Annotated in this window: 17 protein-coding genes; 4 read left to right on the top strand and 13 right to left on the bottom strand. The window is 62.9% G+C overall.

Features of this window, described 5'->3' with window-relative positions:
• From DBR24_RS00825 to DBR24_RS00815, 3 genes are all read left to right on the top strand, one after another.
• A partial coding sequence (locus DBR24_RS00825) for a LysR family transcriptional regulator (protein WP_146188922.1) occupies window positions 1-724 on the top strand: 724 nt, incomplete at its 5' end.
• A gap of 113 nt (window positions 725-837) precedes the next feature.
• Entirely contained in the window at window positions 838-1,983 is a 1,146-nt protein-coding gene (locus DBR24_RS00820; RefSeq protein WP_128613598.1) for an SRPBCC family protein, read from the top strand.
• Complete coding sequence (locus tag DBR24_RS00815) at window positions 1,980-3,056, top strand: SMP-30/gluconolactonase/LRE family protein (protein WP_128613597.1); 1,077 nt, start codon at window positions 1,980-1,982, stop codon at window positions 3,054-3,056. The genes DBR24_RS00820 and DBR24_RS00815 overlap by 4 nt, the downstream gene beginning before the upstream one ends.
• Window positions 3,057-3,174: 118 nt before the next feature.
• Here the strand turns inward: DBR24_RS00815 and DBR24_RS30985 are convergent, their stop codons facing one another.
• Window positions 3,175-3,339 (bottom strand): hypothetical protein, encoded by a 165-nt coding sequence (locus DBR24_RS30985; protein WP_177490381.1) that lies wholly within the window; start codon window positions 3,337-3,339, stop codon window positions 3,175-3,177.
• Window positions 3,340-3,448: 109 nt separating this feature from the next.
• A complete protein-coding gene (locus DBR24_RS00810; RefSeq protein WP_123468176.1) occupies window positions 3,449-3,691 on the bottom strand; it encodes a YdcH family protein in 243 nt (80 codons plus the stop codon).
• Between the two features lie 206 nt (window positions 3,692-3,897).
• Here DBR24_RS00810 and DBR24_RS00805 point away from each other — a divergent pair, with 206 nt between their 5' ends.
• Window positions 3,898-4,419, top strand: coding sequence for a DUF4142 domain-containing protein (locus DBR24_RS00805; protein WP_128613596.1), 522 nt, complete (start codon window positions 3,898-3,900; stop codon window positions 4,417-4,419).
• A gap of 55 nt (window positions 4,420-4,474) precedes the next feature.
• Here the strand turns inward: DBR24_RS00805 and DBR24_RS00800 are convergent, their stop codons facing one another.
• The 11 genes from DBR24_RS00800 to DBR24_RS00750 form a co-directional block, all read right to left on the bottom strand.
• Window positions 4,475-4,744, bottom strand: a complete 270-nt coding sequence (locus DBR24_RS00800; RefSeq protein ID WP_128613595.1) for a hypothetical protein — start codon at window positions 4,742-4,744, stop codon at window positions 4,475-4,477.
• Window positions 4,745-4,871: 127 nt separating this feature from the next.
• Window positions 4,872-7,502, bottom strand: coding sequence for an excinuclease ABC subunit UvrA (locus DBR24_RS00795; protein WP_128613594.1), 2,631 nt, complete (start codon window positions 7,500-7,502; stop codon window positions 4,872-4,874).
• Window positions 7,503-7,713: 211 nt separating this feature from the next.
• Window positions 7,714-9,825 (bottom strand): PAS domain-containing sensor histidine kinase, encoded by a 2,112-nt coding sequence (locus DBR24_RS00790; RefSeq protein ID WP_123468170.1) that lies wholly within the window; start codon window positions 9,823-9,825, stop codon window positions 7,714-7,716.
• 134 nt (window positions 9,826-9,959) lie between these two features.
• The gene (locus tag DBR24_RS00785) at window positions 9,960-10,649 is read right to left on the bottom strand and encodes a GntR family transcriptional regulator (RefSeq protein ID WP_128613593.1); all 690 of its coding nucleotides are present in this window, start codon (window positions 10,647-10,649) and stop codon (window positions 9,960-9,962) included.
• 388 nt (window positions 10,650-11,037) lie between these two features.
• The gene (locus DBR24_RS00780; protein WP_128613592.1) at window positions 11,038-11,697 is read right to left on the bottom strand and encodes a DUF799 domain-containing protein; all 660 of its coding nucleotides are present in this window, start codon (window positions 11,695-11,697) and stop codon (window positions 11,038-11,040) included.
• Window positions 11,694-12,062, bottom strand: a complete 369-nt coding sequence (locus DBR24_RS00775; RefSeq protein WP_123468164.1) for a DUF4810 domain-containing protein — start codon at window positions 12,060-12,062, stop codon at window positions 11,694-11,696. Before DBR24_RS00775 ends, DBR24_RS00780 begins: the two co-directional genes overlap by 4 nt.
• 28 nt (window positions 12,063-12,090) lie before the next feature.
• Window positions 12,091-12,777: a CsgG/HfaB family protein gene (locus DBR24_RS00770; RefSeq protein ID WP_177490383.1), complete on the bottom strand. Its 687-nt coding sequence runs from the start codon at window positions 12,775-12,777 to the stop codon at window positions 12,091-12,093.
• 139 nt (window positions 12,778-12,916) lie between these two features.
• A complete protein-coding gene (locus DBR24_RS00765) occupies window positions 12,917-16,015 on the bottom strand; it encodes an error-prone DNA polymerase (RefSeq protein WP_218278113.1) in 3,099 nt (1,032 codons plus the stop codon).
• Window positions 15,991-17,406, bottom strand: coding sequence for a DNA polymerase Y family protein (locus DBR24_RS00760; protein WP_128613590.1), 1,416 nt, complete (start codon window positions 17,404-17,406; stop codon window positions 15,991-15,993). The genes DBR24_RS00765 and DBR24_RS00760 overlap by 25 nt, the downstream gene beginning before the upstream one ends.
• A 7-nt stretch (window positions 17,407-17,413) precedes the next feature.
• On the bottom strand, window positions 17,414-18,031 hold the full coding sequence (imuA, locus tag DBR24_RS00755) for a translesion DNA synthesis-associated protein ImuA (RefSeq protein ID WP_128613589.1): 618 nt from the start codon (window positions 18,029-18,031) through the stop codon (window positions 17,414-17,416).
• A partial coding sequence (locus tag DBR24_RS00750; protein WP_305888816.1) for a LexA family transcriptional regulator occupies window positions 18,031-18,260 on the bottom strand: 230 nt, incomplete at its 5' end. The genes DBR24_RS00750 and imuA, both read right to left, overlap by 1 nt.

The following is an 18,260-nucleotide window of genomic DNA, read 5'->3' as shown; positions in this document are numbered from 1 at the left end:
GTTCGTGCGTAACCGTGCCGGCGCGAAACTGACGCCCAACGGCGAGGCGTTCGTGGTCTACGCCAATCAACTGGTGCAGACCTGGGAGGCTGCGCGCCGCGACCTGCCGCTGCCCGAGGGCTATCACAACGTGCTGCACATCGGTGGCGAAGTCAGCCTGTGCAATCCACTGATGCTCAGTTGGGCCGCCGAACTGCGCGAAAAAATCCCCGGCCATGCCCTGCGCATGGAAATCCGCGACGGCGAAAACCTGCTCCGTCAGCTCGAACTTGGCGTGCTCGACGCCGCGCTGGTCTATCAGCCGGAGTACTGGCCGGGCTTGCAGGTCGAGCAAGTGCTGGAAGAGAAACTGATTTTGGTCCGCGCTCCCGACCGGCCCGCCCCTTACGTCTACATCGACTGGGGCCCGGACTTCCGCTGCCAGCACGACGCCGCCCTGCCGGAAAAGGCCAAGGCCGCACTGAGCTTCAACCTTGGCCCGCTGGCCTTGCAATACATCCTCGAAAACGGTGGCAGCGGCTATTTCCGCACCCGGGTCGTGCGCAGTTATCTGGAAAGCGGCGCCCTGGAACCGGTCACCAAAGCCCCGGAATTCAGCTACCCGACCTATCTGGTGTATTCGCGTGATCGCGACTCCGCCACCCTGCAACACGCCTTCGATCTGCTGCGCGAAGTGATCCACGCTGATGACGACTGGTCGCAGCGCTGGAACCCGTTGAGCTGAATCGGCCGCTTTACCCCGGAGCATGGCGCAAGTGGCCTCAAGCGCCGGCCTGCACAAACCGCCGGATCGGCTACGCTGCCGGGTAGAACAACAATACCCGCAGGTGACCGCAGTTGAGGCAGACCACCGAGGCATTTCGCAGCCGTTATCGGGCCGCCATTCATCCGTTCTACAACCCGTGGCTGCACGGCGCCTTCGTGCTGCTGTTCGGCGTGCTGGCCATCGGCGCCTTCTGGCACCCGGTGCAGCAGGTCAGTTGGCGGGAATGGCTGACGGTGCCGCTGACCCTGCTGTTCTTCAACTTCGGCGTGTACATGGTCCATCGCCATCTCGGCCATCACAAAAAGACCTTCGCCAGGCTGTTCTACGCTCGCCATGCCGGCGACCATCACAGCTTCTTCACCCCCGGCCACATGACCTACGACAGCGCTCGCGACTGGCGGGTGATTCTGTTTCCGGCGTGGCTGATCGTCCTGCATACCCTGGTTATCAGCCTGCCGCTGTGGTGGCTGTTTGCACAGTTCAACAGCAATGTCGCCGGGCTGTTCGGTGGCTGCATGGTGCTGGGTTACCTGACCTACGAAGTGTTTCACGCCTGCGAACATCTGCCGCCGGACAATCCGCTGACACGCCTGCCATGGATCCGCCAGATGCGCCGTCTGCATGAACTGCACCATCGCCGCGAACGCATGCAGGAGCGCAATTTCAACATCGTCTTTCCCTTGATGGATTACCTGTTCGGCACCCTCTATTGGGAACCGGAACCCGTCCCCTTGAGCCATTCGAGACCGTCCATGACCCGCATGCAGCACCACATCGAAATCGTCGGCGAGCCAGTCACCGTGCTCGCCTACGCCGCCAGCGTCAGTCGCTGGCCGGAATGGCATCCGTCGTCGCTGAAGATCGACGGCCCGCAAGGCCCGCTGCATGCCGGCGCGCACTTCGAAGAGGACATTCACGCCGGGGGACGCGCCGGTCATCTGCACTGGGAAGTCAGCGAATACCTGCCCGGCCGACGCTGGTGCGCCCGGGCTCAGGGCGATCATGGCTTGTCGCTGCTGCTGACGTACGAATGCACGGCCGAACAGGGCGGCACACGTTTTGTGCGCACGCTGGATTATCGCTTCGCCGGTTTGGGCATGCGCATTGCCAACCGGTTGCTGCTCAGACGCCGCATCGAGCGTGAATCGGCGGCGTCGATGCTGGCGCTGCGCGACCGGGCAGCGCAGTACATCAGCGCGACGAGGGTCAGCGCATGAGGCTGCGGCATGGGGTGTTGTTGATCATCATCGTCGTCATCGCGTTCTTGCTGCTGATGCCAACCAAGGTTGAACCGGTGGCGTGGCAACCGTCGCCGGCACCGTCGTTGACCGAAGGTGTCTTCGCCGACAACCAGCGCCTCAAAGCCGCGGTGCCGGTCGGGCCGAGCGACATCGAGGGACCGGAAGCCTTGCTACTGGAAGAGGATGTCCTGATCACCGGGCTGCATGACGGTCGACTGATCAGTACCAGCCTCGATGGCCAGGCACGCAAGGTCCTCGCCGACACTGGTGGCCGACCGTTGGGGCTGGCGCGGCATCCGAACGGCTTGCTGGTGATTGCCGACGCCATCAAGGGGTTGCTCTCACTCGATGCCCAGGGCCGCCTGATTCCCTTGTCCACCGCCGCCAACGGCGTCGCCTTCGGTTTCACCGATGATGTAGCGATCGACAAATCCGGGCACTACGCCTATTTCAGCGATGCCTCCAGCCGTTGGGGTTACGGCCATGATGGCGAGGCGATCATCGAGCACGGTGGTGACGGACGTCTGCTGCGCTATGACTTCCAGACCGGCAAGACTTCGGTGCTGCTCGACAAACTGGAATTCGCCAACGGCGTCACCCTCGGCCCGGATGAGGCTTATGTGCTGGTCAATGAAACCGGCGCGTACCGCATCAGTCGCTATTGGCTCAGCGGGCCCAAGGCCGGCACGCATGATGTGTTTATCGACAACCTGCCGGGCCTGCCGGACAACCTCGCGTTCAATGGCAGCAACCGTTTCTGGGTGGCGCTGTATGCGCCGCGCAATGCTCTGCTCGATGGCACCGCCGGGTATCCGTTCCTGCGCAAGATGATCGTGCGGGCGCTGACGGTGTTACCGAAACCGGTGGAAAAGCGCGGCTTTGTGCTGGGCCTGGATCTGGACGGCAAGGTGATTGCCAATTTGCAGGACGCGAGCAGTGACAATTACTCGCCAATCACCACGGCACGCGAGTATGGCCAGTGGTTGTATCTGGGCTCGTTGAAGGCGACGCATATGGCGCGATTGCCGTTGGAGGCAGCCTTGAAGTAAATCCGTTCAATCCTCTGTTGAACGAGCCGGCGCCTTCGCCAGCCGGCTCGCTCACACAGGCGATGTGGGTCGTTCACGGATTCATGGTGCGAGCCAGCCTGCTGGCGATGACGGTCTGTCAGTTGGAAGACTTGTCGAACTTATCGGGATCTTCGTCTGTGGGCAGGTCTTCGTCCGGCTCATCGGGGTTGGCCGTGGTGTGCGCCGGGCTGTTCGGTTCGGGGTGCGTCGGCACCGGGTCGAATGCGCCCTGCTCTTCACTGGGGAATTTGGGATCGTTCATAAGGCACCTCGCAAAGCGTCGATGAATGGAGACGCTGTACATTCGAGGTGCCGGTCGTGGCGGTCGTTCCTTTCCATTCACCACCGGCGGTCGGTGGCGCCACTGGCGGTCAGGATCGAGCCTGTAACTGCTCGACAATCCTGTCCTTGACCTGCAAGCGTTTCTCCTTGAGCTTTTTCAGCGTGTCATCACTGGGCGCATCCGAGGTGGCAGTCTCGGCCTTGACTACCTCGGCATCCGCCTCGGAATACTTGTTGATCAGTGCATCCAGATGTGGGTCCTCGGTGCGTCGTTGCTGGATCTCTTCCTTCGTAAGCTTCAAGTCCTGATACAGGTCATGGGTCACCGGCATGGAACACCTCCGTGAGTTGATCGGCAGCCAACGCGACCGATTGCGCTGGCTCGTTATCAGAATGGCCTTGGTTACCCGATTCTGTCGACCACCTGTCAGACCAGCGGTGTCCGTTCGTCGCCCTGTCGCAAATGCGATAAAACCTTTATTCGCTGCTTTCCCTCCATTGAGTAACACCAACAAAAAACCTGCGTGGAGATACATCAATGGACGGATTCAACCTGCGGCACCTCGTTCTGGCTGTCACTTTGAGCGCTGGCATGGGTAATGCCTTCGCCGCCACCGACAATGACTTTGTCGACAACGCCGCAGCGGGCGGCATTGCCGAAATCGAAACCAGTCGCCTGGCCCTGGAAAAAAGCCAGTCGGCCGACATCAAGGCATTCGCCAACATGATGATCACCGATCATGGCAAGGCCAACGATGAACTGGCGAGCATCGCCAAAGCCCACGACATCGAAGTGCCGGACACCACCACCCTGGTCAAGCAAGCCAAGGAAAAAATCCTCGATATGCGTGATGAGTCCTTCGATGCGGCCTACGCCAACAATCAGGTCAAGGCCCACGAAGAGACCATTGAGCTGTTCAAGAAACAAGCCAATACCGTGACCGACGATAAGGTCAAAGGAGCACCGGAACTGAAGGCCTTTGCGCAGAAAATGCTCCCGGCGCTGGAAAAACATCTGGCGGCGGCGAAAGAGCTGCAAGCCAAGCATCCGAGCAAATAACCGCGCACAAAAAAGGCCGCATTCAGAGAATGCGGCCTTGTCGTATCTACCGTGACTAGCCCCCGTCCGTGTCAATATCGGCATCGGTTTCTTCACCCGGTTTCGCACGATCAGGTTGCGGTTTGAAGCCCGGACTGAATTCGTTGTCGTTATCGGTGTGTTTATGCTTCTGATACACCGCCGGATCGGCGCTCTGTGCCTGATCGTTCTCGCCCTGCTGTTGCGTCGGCGCCGGTTGGCCCGGCAGCTGCGGGTCGATTGCCGGGTCGTTGCGGTTGATCGGCTCTGCCGATTGATTCTGCTGCTGCATTGATTGCTCGTTCATGGCCACCTCGCTCATCAAACCCGTCCGACTGAAACGCGTCGGGTCTTGAAGATTCGAAGCCTGAGGCCGGGCAATCGTTCAAAACATCGCAGCAAAAATCGGCGCCTGCAGGCGCCGATCCCGGCCATCAGCGCAAGGCGCGAGCGAGGAACGGCGCCGTCCGGCTCTTCTTGCTCGCCGCGACTTTCTGCGGTGTACCCGCCACCACGATTTTGCCGCCCTGATCCCCCGCGCCCGGGCCGATGTCGATCACCCAGTCGCTCTGCGCGACCACGCGCATTTCGTGCTCGACCACGATCACCGTATGCCCCGCCGTCACCAGCGTATCGAGTTGTTCCAGCAAGCGATCGACGTCGCGCGGGTGCAGGCCGGTGGTCGGTTCATCCAGCACGTACAGGGTGGCGCCGCGTTGATTGCGCTGTAACTCGGTGGCCAGTTTGATCCGCTGCGCCTCACCGCCGGACAGTTCCGTGGCCGGTTGCCCGAGACGCAGATAACCGAGGCCGATATCGCGCAGCACTTCCAGCGAACGACGAATCCCCGGTTGCCCGGCAAACACCGTCACCGCTTCATCGACGGTCAATTGCAAGACCTGGGCGATGCTCAGGCCCTCCCAGAGAATCGCCAGCGTCTGCGGGTTGTAGCGCGCGCCATGACAGGTCGGGCATGGCGCATACACGCTGGGCATGAACAACAATTCGACACTGACAAATCCCTCGCCCTCGCACGTGGCACAACGCCCCTTGGCGACGTTGAAGGAAAACTGTCCGGCGTCATAACCGGCAGCCCGAGCCTCGGTTGTTGCGGCGAACAACTTGCGCACGTTGTCGAACAGCCCGGTGTAGGTCGCCAGATTCGAGCGCGGCGTGCGCCCGATCGGTTTTTGATCGACCTGCACCAGACGCTTGATCGACTCCAGCCCTGAAGTGACCTGGCCGCTGCTGGCCTGCGGCGCATCGTCTTCGAGGCTGAGCTCTTCCGGTTCGCTGTCCGCTGGCGGACGCCCTAACTGCGCGCCGACCAGTTCCAGCAGCGCCTGACTGACCAGACTCGACTTGCCCGAGCCGGACACGCCGGTCACCGAGGTGAAACAGCCCAACGGAAACTCGGCGCTGAGGTGGTTGAGGTTATTGCGTGAGATGCCATCGAGTTTCAGCCACCCGCCGGGCTTGCGCGCAACCCGGGGCTGGCGTGGCGCGTCAGCGAACAGGTAGGCGCGAGTCTGCGACTGTTCGATCTCGGCCAGCCCCGCTGGCGGGCCACTGTAAAGGATCTGACCACCCTTCTCGCCCGCCGCCGGGCCGACGTCGATCAGCCAGTCGGCGCGGCGCATGGTTTCCACATCATGCTCGACCACAAACAGCGTGTTGCCGTCGGCCTTGAGGCGCTGCAGGGCCTCGAACAACGCTTCGCCATCGGCCGGGTGCAGCCCGGCGGACGGCTCGTCGAGCACGTAGATCACGCCGAACAACTGCGAGCCCAATTGCGTCGCCAGGCGCAACCGCTGCAACTCTCCCGAGGACAACGTCGGCGTGCTGCGCTCCAGGGCCAGATAGCCAAGCCCCAGATCGGTCAGGGTGCTGACCCGCTCCAGCAGATCCTCGGCAATCCGCTGTGCCGCCAGACGCTTTTCCAGCGACAGGTTCGGCGTGTGCCGCACATCCGGCGCGCTGGCGTGAGCGCTGGCGCCGTGGGCCGCCCGCTGTTGACGGGCCTCGCGGGTTTGCGCATGGCTCAGGGTGTCGCCGGTTTCGTCGGCGTGTTCGAGATAACTGGCCTCGGCCACCGGTCGCAACACTTCAGCCACTTGCAGCAGCGGCATCTGCGACAGTTCGCCGATGTCATACCCGGCGAACGTCACCGACAAGGCCTCGCGCTTCAGGCGTTTACCGTCACACAGCGGGCACGGACTGCCGAGCATGAACTGTGCAACACGCTTCTTCATCAGCGCACTTTGCGAATGGGTGAAGGTGTGCAGGATGTAACGTCGCGCACCGGTGAACGTACCCTGGTAGCTCGGCTCCATCTTGCGCTTGAGGGCGACGCGGGTTTCTTCCGGCGTCAGCCCGGCGTACACCGGCACGGTCGGGGTTTCTTCGGTGAAGAGAATCCAGTCGCGCTGTTTTTTCGGCAGTTTCTTCCAGGGAATGTCGACGTCGATGCCCAGGGTCACGAGGATGTCGCGCAGGTTCTGCCCTTGCCAGGCCAGCGGCCAGGACGCCACCGCGCGTTGACGGATGGTCAGGTTCGGATCAGGCACCATCAGTGCTTCGGTGACCTCATACACCCGGCCCAGGCCATGACATTGCGGGCACGCGCCCTGCGGAGTGTTCGGTGAAAAATCTTCGGCATACAGCATCGGCTGCCCCGGCGGATAACTGCCGGCGCGGGAATACAGCATGCGGATCAGGCTCGACAAGGTGGTGACACTGCCCACCGATGAACGCGTGCTCGGTGTGCCACGCTGCTGTTGCAGGGCCACGGCGGGCGGCAGGCCTTCGATGGAATCGACATCCGGCACGCCGACCTGGTCGATCAGCCGCCGTGCATAGGGCGCGACCGATTCGAAGTAACGGCGCTGGGCTTCGGCATACAGCGTGGAAAACGCCAGCGACGACTTGCCCGAACCGGATACGCCGGTGAACACCACCAGCGCATCGCGGGGAATGTCGACGTCAACGTTCTTCAGGTTGTGCTCACGGGCGCCACGCACCCGGACCGTACCGGCGGGCGCTTTGGCATTTCGCTTGGAAGTCATCGGCAGGCCTTATCAAGAATGTCTGTTGAGAACCCGGTGGTAAGGGGATTTATCCCCGTTGGAGTGCGAAGCACTCCGCTGCATTGCACCGGGTATGACGCGAGCTCTTGTTGACGACTGCTGCGTAGCCGAACGGGGATAAATCCCCTCGCCACAGATTCCCACGCCACCGCTTTATCCATACCGCCCCAAGTGCCTCGCTTGCACCCGATCAGGCACCGAGCACCGCGCGAATCATTTGCAGCATGGCCTCGGGGCTATAGGGTTTGCCCAGCAAATGGGTATCGGGGCTGAGTTGGTGGTTGCGCGAGATGATGTCGCGGGTGTGCCCGGAGGTGAACAGCACCGCCACCGGTGGCGTCTGCACCTTGGCCCAGGCGAACAGGTCGGAGCTTTTGATCAGCCCCGGCATGACCACGTCGGTGAAGATCAAATCGACCTCGACACCTTCGAGCAGCATCTGCATGGCCGCATCGCCATGGCCGGCGGTGAGCACGCGATAGCCCTCTTCGCGCAGCAATTCAACCGCCGAGGCGCGCACCGCCTCGTTGTCCTCGACCACCAGAATCGTCTCGTGGCCACCGCCCTGCTGCGCGTCAAGGCTCGGCATTTCAGCGCGGACCGGCCGCAAGCTGCGCGGGAAGTACAACTGCACTCGCGTGCCTTCACCGACGCGGCTGTCGATTTCGACATGGCCGCCGCTTTGTTTGACGAACCCGAAGACCATACTCAAGCCCAGACCGGTGCCCTGACCGTCGGCCTTGGTGGTGAAAAACGGTTCGAAGACTTGTTCGAGGATCTGCGCCGGGATGCCCGCACCGGTATCGCTGACCGCCACCCGCACGTACTCCCCGGGCAGGATGCCTTTACCGGCACAAAACTCGCGCTCCAGACGGGTGTTGGAGGCGCTCAGCACGATGGTGCCCTCGCCTTTCATTGCATCCCGGGCATTGATGGCCAGATTGAGAATGGCATTTTCCAGTTGGTTGCGATCAACGTTGATGTGCCACGGCGCTTGCGGCAGCTGCACGTCGATCTGAATGGTTTCGCCCAGCGCCCGTTGCAGCAACTCCCCCACGCCGTCGAAGATCTGTTGCGGGTTGCACACCGCAGGCGACAACGGCTGACGCCGGGCAAACGCCAGCAGTTGCGAAGACAGTTTGGCGCCACGCTCGACCGCCGCCAACGAGGCGCTGACCCGGCGCTGGACATTGGCATTGTGCGGTTCATGCCGGGCCAGCAAATGCAGATTGCCAGCGATCACTTGCAGCAGGTTATTGAAGTCGTGGGCAACGCCGCCGGTGAGCCCGCCAATCGCTTCAAGCTTCTGCGACTGGCGCAATTGCTCTTCGGCCGCCAGTCGCGCCTCGACTTCATCGGCCACGCGTTGTTCGAGGTTGCGGGTGAACTTGAGCAGGGATTCTTCAGCGGTCTTGCGCTCATGAATGTCGATCAACACGCCGGGGAAACGCCGTGCCTCACCGTGTTCATCGAACTCGCACGCGCCACTGGCCAGGACCCACAGATAACTGCCATCGCTGCGGCGCACGCGGTACTCCGCGTTGAACGGCGCGCCGGTCCGCACCGAATGGGTAACGCGCTCGTGCACCCAGGCGATGTCATCGGGATGGATGCGGGACTGGGCGATGTCCTGGGCCAGATTGCTCAGGTCCTGATCCGGCGGATAAGAGAATGTGCGGGCGAAACGCTCATCCGCCGACAACGTATTGTTTTTCACGTCCCAGACAAACGAACCCAACAGCGCGCCGGCATTCAGCGCCAGTCGCACGCGCTCGTTATCGGCGCGGTAGGCGTCTTCGGCGGCCTGGCGCAAGCGCTCGGAATGCATGAATTCGGTGGTTTCCACCACCATCGCCATGACCCCGGCCGGTTGCCCGTCATCGTTGGCCACAGGGCTGTAATACAGATCCATCCAGACGTCTTCGGGCACCCCGTCGCGCAGCAGCACCAGTTCCTTGTTGCGGTAAGACAGGGTGCCGCCGGCCAGACAGGTATCGACCACGTGCCGATTGAAGTCGGCCACTTCCGGCCAGCCCAGCTCCACCGGCGAGCCGAGCAGATACGGATGGCGGCCACCGGCAAATTTCGAGTAGGCGTCGTTATAGATCATGTAGCCGGCGTGGCCCCAGAGCATGACCATCGGCAGAGGCGACGCCAGCATCAATTGCACCGTGCTGCACAGACTGGCAGGCCAGGTGTCCAGCGGACCCAGCTCGGTAGGGCTCCAGTCGAACGCGCAAATGCGTTCGGCCATTTCGCCTTTCCAGCCGTCACAACCGTGACTATCGGATAAAAACTGCATCGACTGACTCGGTGTCCTGTGGTGGTTGTCCGGTAAATCACGACGACCAAACGACGCGACGCTCGTCTGTTTCGAGCATCTTGCGGCGTATTGGTTTCATAAGAGGTATAGCCGATTTCCCCAGCGCCCGGAACTCATACGCCGATCAAGTGTTTGAGCGGATGGTAGCCAGTTTTCATCTTCGCAGCGACGTCGAGAATGGCCTGTTCGATGCCGTTCAGGTGCAGGCAAGTCAATTCGATCGCCGCGCTTTGATCCCCGGCTTCGATGTACTCAAGCAGGCGCAGGTGCTCGTCATCGCGGCAGGCTTCGTGACTGTCATCATCCAGCGCGGCGACGTACAGCGAGGCGCGGGAGATGAGTTTCTGGAACCAGTCGAGCAGCACCGGGTTGTTCAGGCTGCGCGCCAGTTTGATGTGGAACTCGCCGAGCAGATGAATCAGCCGCTCGTGGTCGCCGGCGGCGTGGGCTTGATCTTCCAGCAGCAGATGCGCGCGCAAGTCCTGCATCGCGGCGGGGTCCTTGCGCCAGCACAGTTCGGTGACGATACCGATCTCGATCAGGCGCCGGGTTTCGAACAGCGAGCGGATCTCTTCGTTGCTGGGCAGCGACACCGAAGCCCCCTTGTTCGGTTCGGTGGTAACCAGTCCGTCAGCCTCCAGTTGCTTGAGCGCGGCGCGCACCGACGTGCGGCTGACATTGAATAACTCGGCCAGTGAGGCCTCGCCCAGTTTCATGCCAGGGCGCAACGAACGCTTGCAGATCGCCTCGTAAACCCCTTGGTAGACGCGGTCGACCGTGGTTTCCGGTTTCTTGTCGGTCATACGAACACTCCTTTGGCATCGGGCAACCCTCCCCTGGCGATCGCTGGCCAAGAAATAAGAGGGAGGGTGCACACGCCTATTGTCTTTATTTGCGTCTGTGAGCGTCGCGCAGAATATCGCCTTCGGCGGCAAGATGCAGGGTCTTGATTGCACGTTGAGTACGGTTCGTTGATCGGGGCTGCGTCGATTTGCCAGTCTGCTCGTTGCAAGCAGGAACGCAAGCGCCAGGGGGGATGAGCGGATCGGGACTGCCGCACGATGAACGACAGAGGAGCACATTCCCCTTGCAGGAGCGGGCTGGCTCGCGAAAGCGCTGTGTCAGTCAGGGCAAATGCCTCTGACAGACCGCCTTCGCGAACAAGCCCGCGCCCACAAAAGTTTCAGGTGGTCAGTCAGTGCCGTACTTCGGCGAACGCGGCCCATACAGCAGACCTGCCGGGTGGCCGGCCGACAACAGACGATTACTCGCCACACCGGCAATCGGGTAACCGGCATCGGTGGAGCTGTTGATCACCTGCTTCACTGCGGCCGTGATCAGCATGCCGATCAAACCACCGGCGTTGCCGTTGTTACCCTCTTCACTCGACGCCCGGGCCGTGCCGGTCCACAGCGTGGTACCGGACTTCAGGTCGACCAGTTTCGCCGTCGCGGTCACGGCGGTTTCACTGCTGATCACCCGGTAACGCGTGCCGTATTCGGTCACGTTGATGTACAGCGCCGCGTCCGCACCGAAGATTTCCTTCAGTTTGTTCGGCGGTGCCTGATGGATGTCATCCGGCGTGGTCAGGCCGTTCTGGCGGAAAGTTTCGTCCACCAGCGCGATAGGCAGCACGTAGTAACCGGCCTCGGCCAGCGGAAACGTCACTTGCGACAACAGGCTGTACGACGCTTTCACGTCGGGCGAGGTGTTCAGCGGCGGCAGCACCAGAATGGTCTTGGGACGTGCCTGTTTGTACGCCGAATAGTCGACGGTTTTCGGCGCGACACAGCCACCGAGTACGGTCAGGGCCAGGCCGGCGGCCAGCAGCTTCAGAGCACGCTTGATCATTGGGCGTCTCCGGTCTTGGCGTTTTTAAGCAGAAAATCCATGTAGGTGCCCGACTCCGGGAACAAGGCTTTCTCGGTGCGCAACTGCTGCACCATCTGATCGTCCTTGCCCATGCTCAGGTACAACAGGCCCAGATGCGCGTGGTAACCCGGCGGTACGGCTTTGCCACTGGCGCGGATCTTTTGCAGATCGGCTTCCAGCGCTTCGGCCTGCGCTTCTTTTGGTGTTTCGCTTTTGAAGTATTCGTAAACCTGCGGCTGGTAGCCTTCCCACTGGTACAGGGTTTGCGGACTGCTGCAACCGGCCAGCAAGGCGCTGGCGGCCAGCGTCAGGACCAGACGCGGCCGAGACAGAAAAACATTCATTGTTGATGCTCCTTGCAATGGGTTGCGATCAGTTGGCCGGTTTCCAGGCACCAGCGTTCATGCCATCGACCAGACGATTGATCGCCTCGCGCATGGCCAGATCAAGGACTTTGCCGTTGAGGGTGGAGTCGTACGCAGCGGTGCCGCCGAAACCGATGATTTCACGGTTGGACAAGGCGTATTCGCCGGCGCCCTGAGTCGAATACACCACTTCGGAAGTGCTGATGTTGACGATGTTCAGGTTGACCTTGGCGTAAGCGACCTGGGTCTTGCCACGGCCGAGAATGCCGAACAACTGGTGATCGCCCGTCTCTTTACGACCGAACTCGGTGACATCACCGGTGACCACGTAATCGGCCCCCTTCAGACGCTGGGCCTGGCCCTTGATCGCCGCTTCCTGCTGGATCTCGCCCATGTTGTCGCGATCCAGCACGCTGAAGCGGTTGGTCTGCTGCAAGTGCGTGATCAGGATGGTCTTGGCCTGGCCGCCGAGACGGTCGACGCCATCGGAGAAGATGCCGCGCATGTAGCTCGAGCGGTTGTCGAACTTGCCCACGGCCATCGGTACACGAACGCCGGTCCAGACCTGAGTGGCGCTTTCGACCTTGGCCACCGGCAGTGCACGGGAGCTTTCGGTAGCACAACCGGCAAGGGTGCCGGCCAGGGTGCCCAGCACGGCAATCGCAACGCCTGAGACCAACATCCGGGAGATCATTCTCACTGAGTATTCCTTCTTGAAAAACGGTGTGTCCCGGCACGGCAACGCGCTGGGCAGCGGAAAAGGGGCGGCATTATGACAAAGTGCCATCATTGAAGACAGAGTTTTTTGACGCCAATGAATTGGCCGCCCGGGATCAGTGGAAATCGCGGCTCTGCACGCGGATGCCGTTGAGTAGCGGGCTGAGGTCGCTCAGGCGGCCGGCGATCAGGTGGCGCACTTCGCCTTCGCGCTCCCAGCGGCCATCGACCCTGAGCAATTGCGAGCCCACCAGCACCTGGCGCTGGCGCTCGGCGAGGTCGCGCCAGACCACCACGTTGACGTTGCCGAACTCATCTTCCAGGGTGACGAAGGTCACGCCGCTGGCGGTACCCGGTCGTTGACGACCGGTGACCAGGCCCGCGACGCTGACCGGGCGACCATGCTCGATGTCCAGCAACTCCCGTGAACTGCGGCAGCGCCGGGCCTTGAGTTCGCCACGTAACAGCGCCAGTGGATGCGGGCCCAGCGTGGTGCCGACCGTGGCGTAATCGGCATGAAGGTCCTCGCCCACACTCGGCTTGGGCAACACCACATCGGACTCCTCCTGACTGGGCAAACCGGCAAACAAGCCGAGCTGTTTCTGCACTCCGGCCACTTCCCAGCGGGCGCGATGACGATGCCCCGCCAATCCGCGCAATGCCCCGGCATCGGCCAGCAACGCCTGCGCCCGGCTGTCGAGCGCGGCACGCTCGCCCAGGTCGGCGACATCGGCAAACGCCCCGCGCGTGCGCGCCACCTCGATGCGTCGGGCATCGTCCTCGCGAAAGCCCTTGATCATGCGCAGGCCCATGCGGATCGCCGGCTGGGCTGCCGTGGTCGATTCCAGGCTGCAATCCCAGTCACTGGCGCGCACGTCCACCGGGCGGATCTGCAACTGATGGCGACGCGCATCCTGAAGGATCTGGTCCGGGCTATAGAAACCCATCGGCCAACTGTTGATCAGGGCACAGGCGAACGCCGCCGGTTCATGGCACTTGAGCCAGCAACTGGCGTAGGTCAGCAGGGCGAAACTGGCGGCGTGGGATTCGGGAAAGCCGTAGCTGCCAAAACCCTTGATCTGCTCGAAAATCTGCGCGGCGAATTCCGGCGTGTAACCGTTTTTCTGCATGCCGGCAGCGAGACGTTCCTTGTGCGGTTCCAGTCCGCCGTGGCGCTTCCACGCCGCCATCGAGCGGCGCAACTGGTCGGCCTCGCCGGGGCTGTAATCGGCGGCCACGATGGCGATCTGCATGACCTGTTCCTGAAACAGTGGCACGCCGAGGGTGCGCTCCAGCACCACTTTGAGCTCCGGTGATGGATAGGTTTCCGCTTCTTCCTTGTTCCGCCGACGCAGGTACGGATGGACCATCCCGCCCTGAATCGGTCCCGGACGGACGATCGCCACCTCAATCACCAGATCGTAGAACCTGGCCGGTTTCAGCCGCGGCAGCATCGACATCTGCGCCCGGGACTCGATCTGGAACACGCCGATGGTGTCGGCACGGCTGATCATGTCGTAGGTCGGTTTGTCTTCGGCCGGGATCGTCGCCAGGCTCAGGTCCAGGTGGCGATGACGACGCAGCAGGTCGAAACAGCGACGGATCGCACTGAGCATGCCAAGGGCGAGGATATCGACCTTGAGCAACCCGACGGCATCGAGGTCGTCCTTGTCCCACTGAATGATCGTGCGCTCGGCCATTGCCGCATTCTCCACCGGCACCAGCGTGTCCAGCGGCTGCTCGGAAATCACGAAGCCGCCGGGGTGCTGCGACAGGTGCCGGGGGAAGCCGATCAGTTGCCCGGTCAGGCTCAGCACCCGACGCAGCACCGGGCTGTCCGGATCAAAGCCACCTTCGAGCAAACGCGCCACTGGCGGCGTTTCATCGCTCCAGTGACCGCAGCAATCGGCCAGCGCGTTGATCTGATCCGGCGGCAGGCCGAGGGCCTTGGCCACATCGCGCACCGCTCCCGCCGCGTGATAGGTACTGACCACCGCCGTCAACGCCGCACGACGGCGGCCATACCGACGGAACACGTATTGCAGCACTTCTTCGCGGCGCTCGTGCTCGAAATCGACGTCGATGTCCGGCGGTTCGTTGCGCTCCTTCGACATGAAGCGTTCGAACAGCAGCGTGGTACGGTCCGGGTCGATTTCGGTGATGCCCAAGGCAAAACACACCGCCGAGTTGGCTGCCGAACCCCGGCCCTGACAGAGGATCTTTTGCTTGCGGGCGAAACGCACCACGTCGTGCACGGTGAGGAAGTAGCTTTCGTAGCCGAGTTCGGCGATCAGTTTCAGCTCGTCATTGATCTGCTTCAGCACTTTGGCTTGCGGCCCTTGCGGCCAGCGCCAGGCGATGCCTTCTTCGGTCAGTTGCCGAAGCCAGGAACTGGCGCTGTGCCCCTCCGGCACCAGCTCTTTCGGGTACTGATAGCGCAATTCGCCCAGATCGAACGTGCAGCGCCGGGCCAGTTGCACTGAGGCGTCCAGCAATGCCTGCGGATACAGCTCACGCAGCACATCGAGGCTGCGCAGATGGCGCTCGCCGTTGGGATGCAGGCGCAACCCGGCCTCGGCCACGGGGACGTGATGGCGAATCGCGGTCATGGTGTCCTGCAAGGCCCGCCGGCCACGGGCGTGCATGTGCACATCGCCGCTGGCCACGGCGGCAATCTGCAGTTGATCGGCCAGACTCAGCAGTGCCGCCAGCCGACGCGGGTCGTCCTGCCCGCGATGCAACTGCACCGCCAGAAACAGACGCTCGCCAAAGGTCTGTTTCAACCAGCGCCCCTCGTTCAGGTCATCCACGGTGTCCGGCACCCACACCGTGAGCAACCCCGGCAACGGCTCGCTGAAATCCTCGCGCAGCACCTGGTACTGGCCCTTCTGCGTACGCCGCCGCGCCTGGGTGATCAAGCCGCACAGGGCCTGATACCCCGCAAGGCTCTCCACCAGCAGCACCAGTTTCGGGCCGTTGTCGATGCGGATTTCGCTGCCGATGATCAGCGGCAGTTCGACCGACTTCGCTGCCTGCCAGGCGCGGACGATGCCGGCCAGGGTGCACTCGTCGGTGATCGCCAGCGCCTGATAACCGTGTTTTTTTGCCCGCTGAAACAGCTCAAGCGCACTGGAGGCACCGCGTTGGAAACTGAAGTTCGACAGGCAGTGCAACTCGGCATAGCCGTGGCTCATGCAAACCAGCCCTGCAGCCACAACGGGCCGCCCTCACCCACCGCCCGGTAGGCCCAGCCCTGCTGACCGGCGCGGTTCTGGATCAAGTAGTAATCGCGGCGCACGTCGTCGCCGTCCCACCAGCCGGATTCGATGCGCTCCGGCCCCATGAGAATCCGCGCCGAACCTTCGGGCACGCTTTGCGGCTCGCCGAGCAACCAGCCCGGACGATGAACCTTCGGCAAGCCGGTGCAACGTTGTTTGTCGACAGCATTCTGCCAGGCACATTCGGGCCGGTGATCGGCCTGAAAGCGCAGCCCCTGCACCGCGTCATCGCCCAGCCGTGCGCGCAGGCGTTCGCGCAATTGCTCCCAGGGCAAGGTCTGCTGCGGACGATCATCGAACAGCTCCTGAAACTGCGGCACGAAACTCGGCAGATCCTCGGCGCGCAAGCGGAAACCGCGTACCGGCGCCTCGACCTGCACGTGTTCCAGCCGGCCTCGGGCCAGCTCGAAGAGCATCGCCGGATCGCGCTCGGCACTGAGCAGACCGACCTTGATCACGGTGTCCGGCAGCCCGGCGTGTTCCAGGTGCAGGTCGAAGCGCTGCACGCCGCTGTCACGTCCGCAGAGGAACGCCGAGAGGTCGCCGGTCAGACGACGCAACGGGAACAGCAGCGCCTGATGGGACTGCACGTCGAAATTCAGCTCGATGCGCACATCGAAACGATCCGGCGGCAGGTAGAACGCCAGCGCCAGCGGACGCGCGCCGAACAGGGTGTCGAGGTGTTTGAGCATCGACGCTTCGAAGCGCCGGGCCAGGGCCTGACGTGGCAGGCTCTGCACCTGACTGAGCGTGCGCAAGCCCATGCGCGACAACGCCGTGGCCACGCCCGGCTCCAGGCCCACGCGGTCAATGGGTAACTGGCCGAGGTGATGCTGCAAGGCCTCGCCGTCCGGCACCACCAATCCGTCGTAGGCATTGGCCAGTACCCGCGCCGCCACCGGGTTGGGCGCGGCCACGATGCGGTGGCGAAAACCCAGGTCGCTCAGTTCCTTGCGCAGCCGCGCCTCGAATTGCGTCCAGGTGCCAAACAAGCCCAGGCTCGATTCGATCTCGAACACCACCGTGCGCGGGTAATGCACGCTGACCTGCGCGCTGAAGCGGTAGGCCCACGCGGCGAGAAACTGCTGCCAGTGCTCGACCTCGGCGACATCGTAATCCGCCGTGGCAAAACCCTTGCTCAGGGCTTGGGCGGCGGTCATCGACTGGCCAGGACGCAAACCGAGTTTACGTGCCGCCGGATTGACCGCCTGCAGCACCCGGCGCTGGGCCGGGCCGCTGAGCAACACCAACGGTTCATCGGGCTCGGGACGCTGACGCAGCACCGCGTCGAGGGCCAATTGCGGAAACAGAATACAGACCCAGCGCATGGCGACCTCAATGCCCCACGGCAAAGGTAATCGGCGCCGAACGCGCCAGCCCGCCGCGGCATTTGAGCACGCGCAACTGGGCCGGTCTGGCGTCGATGGCAATGCGCAACGCCGCCGGCGACGGGTTGACCGCTTCGCTCAACGGGCGCCAGGCAAAGGCCAGGGTCTGGCCGGTTTCCGCCGCCACCTGCAAACGCCGCAATGCGCGGTCATCGGCCTTGTGCGGCCAGCACAGCACCGCGCCGCAACTGCCTGAACGCAGGCATTGTTCCGCCGCCCACAAGGCATCGCGCTCGCTGGCCTGGATTACCGACAACTGACGCAGATCCACCCCCGCGCTTTCCCACGCCTGCGGGTACGGCACGAACGGCGGTGCCACCAGCACGATGCGCTCGCCCGCCGCCGAAAGCCGCGCCAGTGTTGGCCAGACCAGTTGCAACTCGCCAACCCCCGGGCCGGCCAGGAGGATTTCGCTCAGCGCCGCTTCCGGCCAGCCGCCACTGGGCAAGGCCGCGTCCAGCGCGGCATGCCCGGTGGGTTGCGGGCTGGCAGCCGGGGGCGCAGGCCGGCCCTTCCAGACCTGGCCGCCATTGAACAGCGTATCCAGCGCAACGACGGCGCCCATCAGCCTTGCCTCACCAGACCGCAGAACACCCCTTCGATGGCCAGGTCCTGATCGTTGCGCACGACAATCGGCTGATACGCCGGGTTGCGCGGCAGCAACCGCACCACCGCGCCGACCCGTTCGAAGCGTTTGATCGTGACTTCACCGTCGAGCCGCGCCACCACAATCTGGCCGTTGAGCGCCTCGGGATTGCGCCGCACGCCAACCAGATCGCCATCGAGGATGCCGT

Source organism: Pseudomonas sp. HMWF006, assembly GCF_003061205.1.
Taxonomy (GTDB): domain Bacteria; phylum Pseudomonadota; class Gammaproteobacteria; order Pseudomonadales; family Pseudomonadaceae; genus Aquipseudomonas; species Aquipseudomonas monsensis.
The sequence above is the reverse complement of the archived record's forward strand: the minus strand, read 5'-3'. Positions and strand labels throughout refer to the sequence as shown.